The 15,418-nt window shown below is 62.4% G+C and carries 14 protein-coding genes; 8 read left to right on the forward strand and 6 right to left on the reverse strand.

Annotated elements, in window-relative coordinates:
• The first annotated feature begins 59 nt into the window (after window positions 1-59).
• The gene (gene corA / locus ADIAG_RS18190) at window positions 60-1,067 is read left to right on the forward strand and encodes a magnesium/cobalt transporter CorA (RefSeq protein ID WP_007272901.1); all 1,008 of its coding nucleotides are present in this window, start codon (window positions 60-62) and stop codon (window positions 1,065-1,067) included.
• Between the two features lie 138 nt (window positions 1,068-1,205).
• Window positions 1,206-1,997, forward strand: a complete 792-nt coding sequence (locus ADIAG_RS18195) for an HAD-IIA family hydrolase (protein WP_007272902.1) — start codon at window positions 1,206-1,208, stop codon at window positions 1,995-1,997.
• Window positions 1,998-2,050: 53 nt separating this feature from the next.
• Here the strand turns inward: ADIAG_RS18195 and ADIAG_RS18200 are convergent, their stop codons facing one another.
• Both ADIAG_RS18200 and ADIAG_RS22300 read right to left on the reverse strand, forming a co-directional pair.
• Window positions 2,051-3,301 (reverse strand): MFS transporter, encoded by a 1,251-nt coding sequence (locus ADIAG_RS18200; protein WP_007272903.1) that lies wholly within the window; start codon window positions 3,299-3,301, stop codon window positions 2,051-2,053.
• A 245-nt stretch (window positions 3,302-3,546) separates the two neighbouring features.
• Window positions 3,547-3,684: a hypothetical protein gene (locus ADIAG_RS22300; RefSeq protein ID WP_235045961.1), complete on the reverse strand. Its 138-nt coding sequence runs from the start codon at window positions 3,682-3,684 to the stop codon at window positions 3,547-3,549.
• A 43-nt stretch (window positions 3,685-3,727) separates the two neighbouring features.
• Between ADIAG_RS22300 and ADIAG_RS21090 the strand changes: the two genes are divergently transcribed.
• Entirely contained in the window at window positions 3,728-3,958 is a 231-nt protein-coding gene (locus ADIAG_RS21090) for a hypothetical protein (protein ID WP_407636058.1), read from the forward strand.
• Window positions 3,959-4,348: 390 nt separating this feature from the next.
• Window positions 4,349-5,914 (forward strand): BCCT family transporter, encoded by a 1,566-nt coding sequence (locus tag ADIAG_RS18210; protein ID WP_007272905.1) that lies wholly within the window; start codon window positions 4,349-4,351, stop codon window positions 5,912-5,914.
• A 308-nt stretch (window positions 5,915-6,222) separates the two neighbouring features.
• Here ADIAG_RS18210 and ADIAG_RS18215 read toward each other — a convergent pair whose 3' ends face one another.
• Window positions 6,223-6,576: an ArsR/SmtB family transcription factor gene (locus ADIAG_RS18215; protein ID WP_007272906.1), complete on the reverse strand. Its 354-nt coding sequence runs from the start codon at window positions 6,574-6,576 to the stop codon at window positions 6,223-6,225.
• 162 nt (window positions 6,577-6,738) lie between these two features.
• On the opposite strand from ADIAG_RS18215, the gene ADIAG_RS18220 reads away from it, so the two are divergent.
• From ADIAG_RS18220 to ADIAG_RS18235, 4 genes are read left to right on the forward strand one after another with little or no spacing between them, the layout of a single operon-like run.
• Complete coding sequence (locus ADIAG_RS18220) at window positions 6,739-8,367, forward strand: ABC transporter substrate-binding protein (RefSeq protein ID WP_007272907.1); 1,629 nt, start codon at window positions 6,739-6,741, stop codon at window positions 8,365-8,367.
• Entirely contained in the window at window positions 8,364-9,377 is a 1,014-nt protein-coding gene (locus tag ADIAG_RS18225; RefSeq protein WP_007272908.1) for an ABC transporter permease, read from the forward strand. The genes ADIAG_RS18220 and ADIAG_RS18225 overlap by 4 nt, the downstream gene beginning before the upstream one ends.
• Window positions 9,370-11,022: an ABC transporter permease subunit gene (locus ADIAG_RS18230; protein WP_007272909.1), complete on the forward strand. Its 1,653-nt coding sequence runs from the start codon at window positions 9,370-9,372 to the stop codon at window positions 11,020-11,022. The genes ADIAG_RS18225 and ADIAG_RS18230 overlap by 8 nt, the downstream gene beginning before the upstream one ends.
• Entirely contained in the window at window positions 11,019-11,711 is a 693-nt protein-coding gene (locus ADIAG_RS18235) for an ABC transporter ATP-binding protein (protein WP_007272910.1), read from the forward strand. Before ADIAG_RS18230 ends, ADIAG_RS18235 begins: the two co-directional genes overlap by 4 nt.
• Window positions 11,712-12,272: 561 nt before the next feature.
• Here ADIAG_RS18235 and ADIAG_RS18240 read toward each other — a convergent pair.
• From ADIAG_RS18240 to ureG, 3 genes are all read right to left on the reverse strand, one after another.
• A complete protein-coding gene (locus ADIAG_RS18240; RefSeq protein ID WP_152426214.1) occupies window positions 12,273-13,334 on the reverse strand; it encodes an ECF transporter S component in 1,062 nt (353 codons plus the stop codon).
• 555 nt (window positions 13,335-13,889) lie between these two features.
• The gene (locus ADIAG_RS18245; protein ID WP_051060009.1) at window positions 13,890-14,774 is read right to left on the reverse strand and encodes an urease accessory protein UreD; all 885 of its coding nucleotides are present in this window, start codon (window positions 14,772-14,774) and stop codon (window positions 13,890-13,892) included.
• 18 nt (window positions 14,775-14,792) lie between these two features.
• Complete coding sequence (gene ureG / locus ADIAG_RS18250) at window positions 14,793-15,407, reverse strand: urease accessory protein UreG (RefSeq protein WP_007272913.1); 615 nt, start codon at window positions 15,405-15,407, stop codon at window positions 14,793-14,795.
• Between the last annotated feature and the right edge of the window lie 11 nt (window positions 15,408-15,418).

Raw genomic sequence — 15,418 nt, forward strand, 5'->3', positions numbered from 1 at the left:
GGCTAAAGATCCATTGGCCCGCCGGATATTTCTCCGGCCCGACGCGCAAGGAGGCCGCCATGCCCATCGTTGACAATGCAATCTATGTTGCCGGAAAGCGCGTGATCCACCCGCCCGATCTCAGCAGTACTTTCGAATCGTTGAAGGAATGTGGCGGCATGGCCTGGTTGGGCCTGTATCGCCCGGACCAAGCGGAGATGAAAGAGGTCGCCGAGGAACTGGGCCTACACGCGCTGGCCGTGGAAGATACGCTTGCCGGCCATCAGCGTCCCAAGCTGGAGCACTACGGCGACCATCTCTTTGTGGTGCTGCGCCCGGCCCGCTACATCGACGAGTCTGAAAAAGTCGAGTTCGGGGAACTGCATATCTACGTCGGGACCGACTTCGTGGTCACCGTCCGCCATGCCGAGTCTCCCCAGGTCGCGGCCGTACGAAAACGCCTCGAACATGAACCCGACTTGTTGTCCATCGGTCCGGCTGCCGTGGTTTATGCGGTGCTTGACCAGGTCGTCGATGAGTATGAGCCGGTCTTAGTCGGGTTGGGCAATGACATCGATGAAATCGAGGATCAGCTCTTTTCCGGTGCAGCACACGTCTCGCGTCGCATCTACGAGCTCTCACGCGAAGTCATCGAGTTCCAGCGTGCCCTGGCCCCGTTGGAGGCTGTACTAGGTGATCTCCGCCGGGACTTCAGGCTCAGCAACATTTCCGAGGACGACGCCCTGGAACTGGACCGCAAGCTCATTGACGTTCAGGACCACGCGATCCGACTCACCGAGCGCATCACCTCGTTTCGGGCGCTTCTAGCCAACGCGCTCTCGCTCTCTTCGACGCTGGCATCACAAAGGGCCACCGAAGCCGGTTTGGCCCAGAACGAGCAAATGAAAAAGATCTCCTCCTGGGCCGCGATCATTTTTGCGCCGAGTCTGGTCACCGGCATCTACGGCATGAATTTCAGCAACATGCCGGAACTGGAATTTAGTTTTGGTTATCCTGCCGCAATCGGTTTGATGCTGGTGCTTGCCGGGGGCCTCTATGCCATTTTCAAGAAGAACAATTGGTTGTAATCCGTTCCTCACTTCACGCGCAAGGCCGGAACCTGAAAGACTGGCAGTTGCAGCAGGTTTTCTCTCGAAAGGAACACCCCCCTCGTGTCAACGCATGAACCACGTAACGTCCACGACATCGAAAGTTGGCTCACGGACATGGATGGGGTGCTGATCCACGAAAACGAGGCTATCCCCGGAGCCGCGGAGATGATCTCGCACTGGGTTGAAACCGGCAAGCGTTTCTTGGTGCTGACTAATAACTCCATCTACACCCCGCGCGACCTGCGCGCCCGACTGCTGTCCTCCGGCCTTGATGTCCCGGAGGAAAACATTTGGACCTCGGCCATGGCCACGGCGGAGTTCTTGCGCCGTCAGCGTCCGGGCGGACGCGCATTCGTGATCGGCGAGGCCGGACTGACCACCGCGCTGCACGATGCGGGATTCATCCTGACAGACCAGGATCCGGAATACGTGGTGCTCGGTGAGACCCGCACCTATTCGTTCGAGGCCATCACCAAGGCCATCCGGTTGATCGCCGCAGGCGCCCGGTTCATCACCACCAACCCGGACGCCACGGGTCCGTCGCCCGAAGGCCTGTTGCCGGCCACCGGTTCGGTGGCCGCGTTGATCACCCAGGCCACCAGTCGCGCGCCGTACGTGGTGGGCAAGCCGAACCCGATGATGTTCCGCTCCGCCTTGAACCGAATTGACGCACATTCGGAAACCACCGCGATGATCGGTGACCGCATGGACACAGACATCATTGCGGGCATGGAAGCCGGGCTGCTGACCATCCTGGTGCATACCGGGATCACCAAGCCCGGCGATGTGGCTTCGTTCCCGTTCCGCCCGGATCTGGAACATGATTCGGTGGCCGACATCCTGGCCGAGCTTCACGAGCGCGACGGCCTCGAAGTAGGTATTTCCTCGGGTCCGCACGAAGACTGAGCCCCGCCCGAGCCTTGGTGGCTGTGCCCTGACAAGGGCACGGCCACCGCGCGTTAAGCTCCGGGCCGGCCCTCGTCCCCGGTACTGCCTGCCATCGCGATGTGGGTCATGGGCTTCCAGACCAGCAGCAGCACGATGAAGGATCCGACAAAACCGAACCAGAACGGTGCACGATAGTCGAAGAGCTGGCCCAGCACCCCGCCGAGCAGGGCCCCGGCGGCGATGCCGCCCACGCCGCCGAGCATGTAAACCGAGTTCACCCGGCCGCGCAGCCTCTCGGGGACCGCCCGTTGGCGAACGGTGGAGGAGACCGAACTCCAGACCAGCGTATGGACTCCGAAGAGGAAGAGGACGCTCATCGCCAGCCAGGCCTGGTGGGTGAGTACCAGCACCACATGCGTCAGGGTTTCTAGGACCAGTCCGGTGCGCAGCAGCGAAGCATAGCTGAACTTACGCTCCAAACACGGGAAAAGGATGGATCCGATGATGCCGCCCACGGCGCTGGCGCTGATCAGCAGGCCGTAGCCCACATCGCCGAGCCCCAGCTGCCCCGTCGCATAGAGCACCAGCATCGCGAAGGTGGCCCCGAAGGTGATGTTGAAGCTGGTGATCAAGATGGCCAGGGCGCGCACGGCAAAGTGTCTGCGCATCCAGCCCAGCCCCTCCCGGACCTCCAATAGCATCGACGTGCCGGCGGGGCCGGTGCTCCCAGGTGCCGGCAATGGCACCGCAACCTTTGAATAGAGCACTACGGCCAGCGTCAGCAGCACGGCGAATCCCGCGTAGGGGAGGGCGTGGGACATGGCAAAGAGCAAGGCACCCAGCGGTGGTCCGGCCAATTGGTTGCTCACCGTGATGGTGCCAAAGAGTCGTGAATTCGCTAGGCCCAACTGGCTGCTGGGCACCAGTGCGGGGATCAAAGAGGTGGAGGCGTTATCGGCAAAGGTCTCCGCGGTGCCCAACAGGAACAGCGCCCCGTAAAGCACCGGAAGACCCAAGGCACCAGAGAATATGACCACAGCCAGGGCTGCCATAACCAGCATCCGCAGGAAGTTGACCAGAATCATCAGCTTGCGCCGATCCACCCTGTCCACGACGGCACCGGCCAACAGCCCGAAGAGCACCCACGGGACCTGTTGGGCAAAAAGCGCCAGAGCCACGGCCAACGGGTCGCGGGTGATGGTGGTGACCAGGAGCGGGCCCGCGGCCAGCAGCATTCCGTCCCCGAGGTTGCTCACGGAGGCACCTGCCCACAGCCAACGGAACGGCACCGGCAGCTTGTTGTGGGCTCGATTCGTGTTCACATGCCACAGCGTACGGGACAGCTGCCCATCCCCATGGCTGCGATCGTCCCTGCGTGGGCGCCATCGATCTTGGTACCGCGCCCAGCCTGGCGACGGAGGGAGTCCCGGATGTCGACCGAACACGTTGTGCGCCCGGGCTGTCGAGTCCGTTCCCTGGGGGAACGCTGCACCCCGCCCCGGATACGGCAAAGGGTGCGATGTCGGACGGGATCCCATTCCGGCACCGCACCCGGAGCTCTCTGACGCTAGGCACGCTTTTGCCGCCAGGCCGCTGCCCGGCTGGCCAATTGCTCCGGCGTGGCAGCGATGTCCAGCACCACGGCGGCCTCGACCCGGCCCAACGGTTCGAGCGTTGCCAGCTGGAATTCAAGCAGGCCAAACAAGTTCGCGGAGATCGCGTGGCTTCAAGGTCCAGAGGGCAGCCCATTGGTAGATTATTTCTCGGCCATGATCGAAGCGGAATTTCGCGAACGATTTCGGGCCAAGACCCACACGATCCTTTTCTGCCGTGTTCGCCATGCTGAGGTCACCGACATCGGGCCGATGGTCTACAAGGCCGGACGCTTCTACAACGGGGCTAACCTCGAGTCTCTCGAGAGGGACGGCCATCGGGAGTTCCTCGATAGGGACGATGAGACAGTGCCCTTACATTACTGATATCATTTTTCACTTCGGTTTCCGCGCGACTTAACGCGCCTTGGTGCTCTTGAAGCCAGATTTGGATGATGGGACCCATAACCATGTAATCGTGAAGCTGGCTCAGTTGTATTTCACTGTCCGCGGCGGAAAACACACGTCTTTCTAAACCCCTCGAGCCGCCCCAGGCCACACCGAATATTGGAATCATGCCTAGATATCAGGCCAAATCTTACTTTTAGTCATACATTCTTGATTCTTATCGAGCCCTCGAATGGCCCGGAATCACAGAAAGCTTTCCCCTAGTCGACCGAACAAGAACGAAATAGCCGGGAAATTCCCGCTAGAGCACCACACACTAAGCCGCCCGGCTGTTCAGGCGGACCATGCACATTAATGTAGGAGACCGTTATGGTCGAGAAGACACTTGCCAAGAAATCGAGTCTTGGTGCGACTCAACGAGGCCCAGCGCCACAGAACGACCAAAAGGCCCGAATTGGTGCCGTGTTCTGGGCGTCATTGATCGTGCTTGCTGCGTTCCTGCTTTGGGCCAGCATCTCCCCAAGTAGCTTGGGTGAACTCATGACGAGCAGCATGGATTGGATTGCGCGGTCTGTCGGCTGGAGCTATCTGCTGGTGACGCTGGGGTGTATCGGCCTGATGGTCTATTTGGGCGCCAGCCGTTTCGGCAAAATTCGACTCGGTTCGAACGACGACAGACCTGAATTCTCCACGTGGGCATGGCTGGCAATGATCCTTTCCGCCGTGATGGGAATTGGCTTGATCAGCTACGGCGTCGCAGAACCAATCTCGCATTTCATGGCTCCCCCGCATGCTCTAGAAGAGCCAGAAACAATGGCGGCCGCTGTGCGAGCGCTGCAATTCAGCTTCTTCGATTGGGGCCCCCATGCGTGGGCGGTATTCGGCGTCTTCGGTCTTGCCATCGGATATTCGACTCATCGCAAGGGTCGTCCGGGGTTGGTGTCCCCCATGTTGCGCCCCGTGTTGGGGCGCTTGGTGGATGGATGGTTCGGAAAGCTCATTGATGTATTTGCCATCCTTGCCACACTGTTTGGCACCACAACGTCCCTTGGCTTGGGTGCGGCTCAGATCGAAGAAGGACTCAATCGGGTTTTCGGGCTGCCTACCGGCATCGGTGTTCAAGTCATCATCATCGCCATCATCACCGTGTTGTTCACGCTTTCGGCATTGTCGGGAGTTAACCGTGGCATCAAGTACATCAGTCAGGTCACGATGGCGCTATCGGCCGGGCTCGCACTTTTTGTGCTGCTTTTCGGCCCGACCAGCTTCGTCGGAAATATCTTCTTCCGGTCCGTCGGCCAGTATGCCAACGATTTCTTCCAGGTTTCTCTACTCACTCCTTCCACCCCCGATGACCTGCAGTGGATGCAGGGGTGGACTTACTTCATGATGGCCTGGTGGCTCAGCTGGGGAGCGTTCGTCGGAGTTTTCTTGGCGAAAATATCGAAGGGCCGAACGATCCGCCAATTCGTCGCCGGTGTCCTCTGTGTCCCCAGCTTGGCTTTCTTCGCATGGTTCTCCATCTTTGGCGGAACCGCCATTAAGTTTGAGATGGAGGGAGCCACCATCGCTGCTCAAACGGCGGAGAACTTGAATTCGGCCTTCTTCGCAATGCTCAACGAGCTACCGCTGGTTCCGCTCACGTCCGTGATCACCATGATTCTTGTAGCCCTGTTCTTCATCTCAGGCGCCGATGCGAACACCTATGTTCTGAGCATGATGTCCAGCCAGGGACATTTGTCGCCGACCCGGCCGGTATTGACTCTTTGGGGTTTCCTTACCGGCCTCTGCGCAGTGCTTCTTCTTCTTGTCGGCGGGCTGGCAGCCTTGCAACAGGCCGCGATGCTGTCCGCGTTGCCATTCACGATCATCGTTGCGCTGCTGGGAATTTCGCTGACCAAAGAACTGCGAAAAGATCCGGATTTCGATCTGTAGCGGAAATCCAGGTTAAGTTTGCGCAAGGCCGTCTTCGTACAAGGGCAGCCGCCGAAAAAGTAGTCCTCGCTCAAACTGTAAATTGATCGCCTTTGTGGCAGCCTTAGCTGCCGCAAAGGCGATTTTCATTGCTATTCATGACTGTGGCAGTGAGGTCGCATGAAAACCGCGGACTTTTGCACTTGTGGTCTGAATCTTCGGACACGACGACCTCGTACGGTCGGCGGCCGTCCCACAACCGTCGAGAATCTCATTCTCCTAGGACTACAAGTGCTTGCAATGAAGCCGGATTTAGCTCAAGAAAGTTTCTAGGGTTCGTGGTGCTCGGGATGCAAGGCCGAGTGCGGTGCCTGCATCTGGTGCAACAGCCGATGCACGTCCGGATGGGTCAGAATCCAGCGGCGGTAGCGGCCATCGGCCCGCACATCCACCACCCCGGCCTTATACAAGGTGGCCAGTGCCTGGGTGACGGTGTTGGCGCCCAAGGACGTGGCGGCTGCCAGCTGGCTGACCGAGGAATCCGGGGCCGCATGCATGGCAATGAGGATCTTCATTCTGGTGGCATCCGCACAGAGGGCAAAAACGTCGATCCAGTCGGGCATGCTGTCTTCGGATGCGGCCACCGCGTCCGCCCCGATCCTGCCGTGTTCCGTTTCCGGCATCTGGTGATCCCCCTCTCTAGGTCGAAATTCGTTTGTTGGTGCGTGAACTCACCGGTGTCTATTCCTCAACCCCTCATCTGTCTGCTCACACAGATGTAAGGTGGGGGAAAGCTCCCCTCACACACGCCCCGGTGACCGACGCGAAAGGCCAGAGCCCGCAACATGCGCAAACTCACATCACTGACGCCATGGGCAGTTCTTGGCACCATTCTATTGGTCACCACCGGTTGTGCACTCTCGGCCCCGGGCAACGGCGACGCCACGGGGCAGAACACTTCGTTGGCCCTGTTGACCCCGGCACTGCCCGAGACGCTGAATCCACTGGCGGGATTCGACAACAACGGTACGGGCAAGATCAACGAATCGCTGTACACCCTCGAGGGATCGCCCAATCAGCTGCCGCAGATCGTACCCCTGCTAGCCGCGGACGAGCCGAAAATTTCGTCCGATGCCCGCACCTGGACCATTTCGCTGCGCACGGATGCCTCATTCAGCGACGGAACCACCTTTGAAGCGTCCGACGTGGTCGCCAGCTACCAGACCATCATGGATCCGGCGAGCGCTTCACCCATTCTTGGCACCCTGACCAACCTCGCGGAAGTGAAGGCCCTTGACGCACACACCGTTGAATTCACCTTGCGCGAATCCCAAGTTTCCTTCAAAACCGCCCTACTCATCGGCATCGCTCCGTCCGAGGCCGTGATTTCCGGCCAACGCGTGGAGGAATCGGTGCTTAATCGCGCACCGGTGGGCACCGGCCCCTACCGGGTAGATTCCATCGGCCCCGCACGCTTGGTCCTGGTGGCCAACCCGGATTTCCGCGACGGGGAGGCCGCAGTCAAACGCGTCACCTATGAGGCAGCACCGGACGACAACGCCCGCGCCCAACGCATGATGGCCGGCGATTTCGATGGCACAGTCCTGCCCCCGCGACTGGCCCAGAGCTTCGCCACGAATCCGGAATTCGATGAAGTGGTGGCCACCTCCGCTGACTGGCGCGGGCTCTCACTTCCTGCCGACAATCCGCTCACTGGCGATGCGCAGGTTCGGCTGGCACTGAACCTCGCGGTGGACCGGCAGGTACTGATCGACGGGGTGCTGGCCGGTGCTGGGCGCCCGGCACATACCTTTGTGCCGGCAGAGTACGGGGAGGCGTTTGATCCCTCCGCCGTCTTTGCCCACGATCCGCAGCGCGCCGCAGCGCTGCTCGATGAGGCCGGCTGGGTGGCCGGGAGCGACTCGATGCGCTCGAAGAACGGGACCCCGGCGGCATTTACGCTCATGTACAACCCCGGCGATGCGATGCGCCGCGACCTGTCCCTAGCCTTCTCGGCGCAGATGCAGCAGCTGGGCATCGATGTGTCCGTCGAGGCGGCGACGTTCGAGACCGCCGAGCCACGGGCAGGCACCGACGCGATCATGCTCGGCGGGGGCGACACCCCGTACGACGTGGACACCCAGCTGTACAAGATGCTGCATTCCACCTACCCGGCCACCGGTGCCTACTACGACAACCCCAGCAGGTTCGCGGACCCCGCCATGGACAAGGCCTTGGAAGCCGGGCGCACCTCCCTGGATCCCGCCAAGCGTGCCGCAGCCTACCGCGAGGTCCAACGCCGCTACGTCAAGGACCCGTCCATGGTCCTGCTGGCCTTCATCGATCACACCTACATCCAGCGAGCCTCGGTCTCCGAGACCTGGCAGGGCACCGGAACATTACTCGAACCCCACGACCACGGCACCGCCTGGGGTCCGTGGGCCAAGATCGGCGACTGGGTCCCGAAACCATGAACGCCCGAGTCCCGGCACTGAGTCCGGCATCGCGGCGTTCGCGTACACGCGAGGTCTTCTCCCTGCTCGGTCGCCGGGCACTGGTGGGGGTTCCGGCCACCGCCGGGATCACCGCCGCGGTCTTCTGGCTCGCATCATTGGCCCCGTTCAACCCGCTGGCCCAATACTTGGGCACGCAATACGAACATGCGACGCCGGCTCAACGCGAGGCGCTGGCCGTACAGCTGGGGCTCAATGACGCTTGGTATGCGATCTGGGGCCGTTGGATCGGCTCGGTGGTGCGCGGAGACTGGGGAACATCCAGGGTCTTTGGGCAACCCGTGGCCCAGGTGCTCACCGAACGCCTGCCCTACACCGCGTTGTTGGTGGGGCTCGGACTGCTGGTGGCCATTGCACTCTCGGTGCTGCTGGCGGTGGGTGCTGCCCGGCGTCCCGGCTCGCTGATCGACGCGGTGGCCTTGGGCCTGGTGCACCTGGCCCAGGCGATCCCGCCCTTTGTGTTGGGTTTGGTGGCCATTGCCGTCTTCGCGATCGGTCTGGGTTTGCCGGCCGGAGGCGCTTCCTCGGGAGGCTTGGACCCCACCATCGGCGGCCTTGCCCTGCATCTGGTGCTGCCCGTGGGCGTGCTGGCCGTGACCCTACTGCCATGGTTGGTACTGAATCTACGGGCCTCGATGCTCGAGGCATTGGAGTCCGATGCGGTGCTGGCAGCGCGCGGACGCGGGTTGGGCGAGTTCACGGTGCTGCGTACCCACGTGCTTCCGGTGGCGTTGTTGCCGTTCATCACGGTGCTCGGTTCCCGGCTGGGCGAACTGGTCACCGGGGCGCTGCTCGTCGAGGCGGTGTTCTCCTGGCCCGGCCTAGCCTCGGCGACGGTGTCTTCGGCAACGGCCGGGGATTTTCCGTTGCTTGCCGCGGTGACCGCGCTGACCTGCGCGGCGGTCTTTGCCGGGTCCGCTTTGGCGGACGCCTGCTACCTGGTCCTTGATCCACGGGTGAGCGATGTTTAAGCCTCGCCTGGTGCCCTTGGTGCTGCTGGGCCTGGCCCTCGCCTACGCCGTGCTGGTTCCATGGCTGCAACCCCTGGATCCGCGTGCCGTGGACCTGTCCGCGGTGCTGCAAGTCCCCTCGACCGACCATTTCTTTGGCACCGACCAATTGGGCCGCGACGTATGGATCCGCTCCGCCCAGGGCTTGCGCATGTCCCTGCTGCTGGCGTTGTTAGCCTCGGTCTTTTCCACCGTCTTGGGTGTGGGGGTGGGGTTGCTGGCAGCCTGGCGCGGAGGGACCGTGGACAGAATTGCCATGCGCCTGGTGGATGTCACCAACGCCTTGCCGCACCTCTTGCTGGCGGTAGTGATCGTGGCCCTGTGGCGCGGACAATGGTGGGCGATCGTGTTGTCCATAGCCTTGACGCACTGGACCCAGGTGGCACGGATCGTGCGCTCGCGGTTGCTGGCCGAGCGCACCGCGGACTACGTGCAGCTGGCCCGGGCTTCGGGGGCCCCGACGGCCGCCATCTGGTGCACCCACTTAATTCCGGCTGTCGCGCCACAAGCAGCCATTGCGCTGGTGCTGCAGTTGCCCCACGCCATTTGGCACGAAAGCGCCCTGTCGTTCCTCGGGGTTGGCCTGCCGCCCGAATCCGCGTCACTGGGCCTACTGCTGGAGGATGCCCGTGGCGGGCTACTGGCCGGGGCATGGTGGCTGTTGGTGTTCCCCGCCGGGCTGCTGGTGTTAGTCAGCTGGTCCACTGCGTCGATGGTGGATACCGCGGGGCCTGGGCGTAGGCGCGGCCCGATACCCCGACTGTTGTCCGGGCTCTTCACCAAGGGCCGCGGCCCGCTCCCAGCAGCCGGTGCCGCCAGGGTCGATCCATCGGTGCGCCAGTCCCCTGCCCCCGCGGCGATCCAGAGCAGCAACCTAGACGTTTTCCTCCCTTCGACCACGGGCACCGACACACCTTCGCGCCTCCTGCGCGGGGTCGATTATCGGGCCGAGGCAGGGGCTATCAACGTCATCCTCGGGGCCTCGGGGGCCGGCAAGTCGCTGCTGCTGCGTACGCTGACCGGGTTGCTGCCTCTCGGCGCCGGCTTCACGGGAAACATCAGCATCAACGGACGTTCCCGCGACACAGCAGGGCTGGCTGAAGCACGGGGGCCAGAAACAGTTCTGGTCCCGGGATCGGCAGGCACCGCGCTGAACCCGGTGCGCACCGTTGCCGCGCAAATGCGGCAAACGCTCAAGGTTGCAAGGCGGCCTGCCTCCCGGGCCGACGTCCTCCAGGCGCTGAGGGACGTGGCCATCGACGAATCGCTGGCGCACCGCTACCCCCATGAATTATCCGGCGGGCAGGCCCAGCGGGTGGCCCTCGGGCTGGGCGTTGCCGTGGGTTCACGGATCCTGTTGGTGGACGAACCCACCAGCGCGTTGGATGCCCAGACGATCGGCCGCATGGAAACGCTGCTGCTGGCCCGCGCCGCGGCAGGAGTAACCATCATCATGATCACCCACGATCTCGAGCTGGCCCGGCGCATCGCTGATTACGTAACGGTGCTCCAGGAGGGGCGGGTCATTGAATCTGGCACCGCGACCGACGTGCTGGGCGACCCCGCGCCGCCGGCGACCGGCGTGCGGTTGGGAGTGCCTCTATGAGCCTGGAACTCAGAGGTGTCTCCTTCACCCATCGCGGGGCCGATCCGGCCGCCGGGAGACTGCTTGATGGGGTGGACCTGAGCGTGGGTTCCGGGGAAGTCACGGGGCTCAGTGCCCCGTCAGGTGCCGGTAAGTCGACATTGCTGCGTTTGGCTGCCTTGATGGTTCCCGCGGATTCGGGAACCGTGCTCATTAACGGGCGGGGATTTGCCTCCGGGGCCACGGTGCCGCGTGCGGTGCGCCAGTCCGTGGGCATGGTGTTCCAGTCCCCACGTGCTGCGGCGGATCCGAGGTTGCGTCTAGATGCCTTGGTCTGTGCTCCGTTGGACTTCCGCGATGGTGCGCTGCGTCCGCGCCCGCGGCATCATGCCGAGCGCCTCGCCGAACTTACCGAGCTGGCCCAGTTGGATGCGGCGCTCCTGCACCGCTATCCGCATGAGGTCTCCGATGGGCAGCTTCAGCGGGCCATGGTGGCCCGCGCGCTCGCTCTTGATCCGGACGTGCTGATCTGCGACGAGCCTACGGCCCAGCTTGATGCAGAGACCACCGCGGCAATCCTGGGTGTGCTGGCCGATTGCGCCGCTGCGGGGGCTGCGGTCCTGATCGCTTCGCACGACCGTGCGGCGCTGTCCAGGGTTGCCGACACCATGGTGGACCTGTCGCAGATCAACCATGCGAGCTCCGCCTGAACACCGATTTCCGGTGCGTGACCGCAGCCAGGTGTTTCACGGATTCCAGCTACGGATTCCTTCAATCCATCTCCAAAGAAGTCGGGGGCTGTATCCGGATATCTAGGTACAGCCCCCGACTCAGGATGGGGAAGCGAAATGATCAGCCGACCGGCGCGAAGGCGGCCCGGCCCTGGACGGCGGAGGTGCCCAAGTCGCTCTTGGGAAGCGCGGCACCCTCCTCGATCTGGAATGGCTATATGGGTGGCGCCATCCGCTCCGGCCGCCGGGCTGCTGACGAAATTCTCCACGCCTTCTGATGAGGTGGCCGTATCTACGGCTCCCTGGCACTCCGACCCCGGATTGGCGTCGGAGTGCCAGCGAGCTTCGGCGTCCTACCCACACGAGTACTAGCTGCTAGTAATTGAGGATGCGCGTCAACCTCACCTAGATGCCGCAGTCGACTTCTGAATAAGTTTCAGAGCCGCATCGGGCAGTGAGTGCGCACGAGGCATCCTCGCTCGACTCTTGCTCCTCAGGCACGCATGCGGCCCGGCGAGCAGGCCCGTGCAGTGAGTCGATTCATGGCAACTCGGCGACAGGTTTCGGGCGGCCTTTCCTGGGCAAGAGCCGTGCAGTCCGGACCTTCAGTCGGGCGGGCGCTGGGCGGGAATCGTGCCCGGCATCGAGAAGAGGGCTGCCGGCGGCCTTCAAATGGAGCATCGTGTCGGCGCTCAGGGTGTCGTAGAACGGGACCTCCATGCCTCGGCGCACGGCGCTCAGCACCCCCAGGGCAACGAAGCCGGTGAGCAGTTTATCGGCCAGCGAATGAAACACATTCGATCCCAGTACGGCCACGGACAGGGGGTTTCCCATCGCCGTGAGGTTCCGGGTAGTGGACTCGGATGCGTGGCCGGTTCCTCCGTTGAACAACAGGACCAGCAGGGTGGATGCGATCACCGAACAGCTGAGCGCAACCAAGACATTCAGCAACAGGTATCTCGGGAGGGTTTGGCACAGCCGGAGGCGACGTGCCCCGTATCCCCACACCAGGGCGCCGACGATATTCACCAGCCCGAAGGCAATCGACGAAGAGTCGGTGATTGCCAATCCAATGGCGTTTGTTGACAGCCCCACGGCCACGCCCGCCCAAGGGCCAAGCGCGATTGCTGCAACGGCGGTCCCTATCATGTCGAAATAGAGCGGAAGCCCCAACATCGCCACGACAGTGAACCCCAAAACGTTCAATCCGATACATGCCAGGATCAGCATAAGTTTGCGGCTTTTCGCCGGAGTCTGTGTTTCGACCACTGCTGGCTGAGGTGTCGGCGGGTCCGGTTCGGGCACGGCGATTGGTGCCGCCGGAGGGTTCTTTCTGGCGAGAAGGCAACGCGCCTCCCACTGCGCTACTTCAAGGTCCGAGGCCCCGAGTGCGCCGGCGATTTCGCCGACAAGATGCGGATTGACCCGAGTCCGTCCGATCCTGAAGACGTCGTAAACGGTAGTTCGGGCGGGGCGGGCATGACCTGCTTGCACGCCGTTGCGTTCACGGCGGACCGCGATACGTCGAACGATCTCGGCGTAGGGTACGTCGCCTGCGGCGAAGCGCATTTGCTGCAGGTCCTGCGCGATTTCGTCATACAAGCCCGCCGGGGCTTCCACTACGCGCGGCTCGTCAGTCAGTTGATCCCCTTTGGCCGCGACCGCGCGAATCCCGCGCGATGCATTATCTGCAATCTTAGGCCCGGCTAGCGTCACTTTGAACGTTGCGACGAATCGTTGGGAACATCCGGCGTTGTTCGGGGTTGTTCGGATACCGACAGTTCAGGTATTTTCGCTTGCTGTGTGGGCTATCTTGATATTTAGGTGGCATGCAACGCGCAAAAGTCCTGCATCTTGAACTTTCCGTATTGGCTAGCGGTGGCCGCGGGATGCTTGAACGCTCGGGCCCTGGCTATATTCCTCATTTGGAGTTTGATACCAGTACGGTGCCGTGCTGCACCAAGCAAAGACCCTGTCGGTTCCAGGACCGTCATCCTTGTACTCGGCGCGACCAAACTTGGGGGCGTGCCGAGCACAAGGATGACGGTCTTCCCTCCGAGCGACGTCCGCGGCGGGACAGCACGGCCAAAATTATCCCCTGCAGGCCATCCACAGGACCCGGGCTGGGCCATCGGAGTGCAGAATGGGGAGAGCGCCCTAATATTTGCGCAGGTTCAGTGGCTTTTGGCCCCGCAGGTGGTGGCGCAGCGCGTCGATCACTGCCATCAGGACCGCGTTGATGGCCTCGGTGGAGTTCGACAGTGCCCGCACCGCGATACCGGGACCCGGCACCTGGCTGATGCCTAGGTGCACCTCTGTGCGCTGGGCCTCGCCGATCTTGTAAGCCAATTCCCGCATGCGCTCGACGTCCCCGGCACCAATGTTCGCATCGATGGCCAACAACATGCCCACGTGCGTGTAGTCCTGCAAAAAGAGCAACGAGTCCAGCGAATCCGCCCCCGGCTTCACCAACAGGTTGTCCAGCACCACCAAGCGCCCGTCCACCGATACCTCGGTGCGCATCCGCACCTCGTCGTAGCGGAAAAGTTTCCCGTCCGGGCTCCAGCCCGGGGTCAGCACCTCGCAGAAAAGCAGGCTGGAATCCTGTTGCATGTCCACGTGCGTGAATTGCCGGTAACTGGCACCCCTGTACGCGATGAGCTGGTCGGGCACGTACTCGAGCACAGCCCCAGGGCCCAGGCTCACCACCATGTCCTGTCGGACAAAGGTGCCGGGGGTCTTGTAGACCTTGGTCGCCGACTGGGTGGTCAGCAGCAGCGAGGTATCGGCGTCTACCGAGACCTCAATGCCGTAGTTATCTCCGCCCAGGTACCCGCCGCCGGGGTTCACGATGGTGTAGCAGACCTGTGCGGTGTCATCGAGGTAGTGCGGGCGCAGGATCCTTAGGGCACCGGCATGGTATTGCCGGGTGGCGATTCCCTTGCCGGCGCGCGTGCCCACCTGCAGGCGCAGCTCGCCAACGAGCTTGGTTCCGGCAAAGGGCGAGGGGCCCAGCTCTCGGATCGCCGGTGGCTCGGCCATGATTGCGCTCATCCTCGCCTAGCCCAAATCCAGCATCAGCACCTCGTGCTTGAGCCAGTCGATCACGGTGTCCAGGCCCTCGTCGGTTTTGAGGTTGGTGAAGCAGAATGGCTTCTCACCACGGAATTCCTTGGAATCTCGTTCCATCACCGACAGGTCAGCGCCCACGTAAGGGGCCAGGTCCATCTTGTTGATGACAAACAGGTCCGACTTGATCATGCCCTGGCCGGCCTTGCGCGGAATCTTCTCCCCCTGGGCCACGTCAATGATGTAGATCGAGAAGTCGACGAGTTCCGGGGAGAACGTCGCAGAGAGGTTATCTCCCCCGGATTCGACGAAGATGATCTGCAAATCGGGGTGTTTGGCCTTTAGTTCCTCGATCGCCGCGGAGTTCATCGAGGTGTCCTCGCGGATAGCGGTGTGCGGGCAGCCGCCGGTCTCGATACCGACGATCCGATCCAGTGGCAGCACGCCGTTGGCGGCCAGGATCTTGGCGTCTTCGATGGTGTAGATGTCGTTGGTGATTGCCGCCATCGACACCTCGTCGTTCAGCCGCCGGGTGATCCGCTCGATGAGCTGGGTCTTGCCCGCTCCCACGGGTCCTCCGATGCCAATACAAATCGGTTCCATCATGCACTTCCTTC

It is taken from the genome of Paeniglutamicibacter gangotriensis Lz1y, from assembly GCF_000348945.1.
In the GTDB taxonomy this organism is placed as follows: Bacteria; Actinomycetota; Actinomycetes; order Actinomycetales; family Micrococcaceae; genus Paeniglutamicibacter; species Paeniglutamicibacter gangotriensis.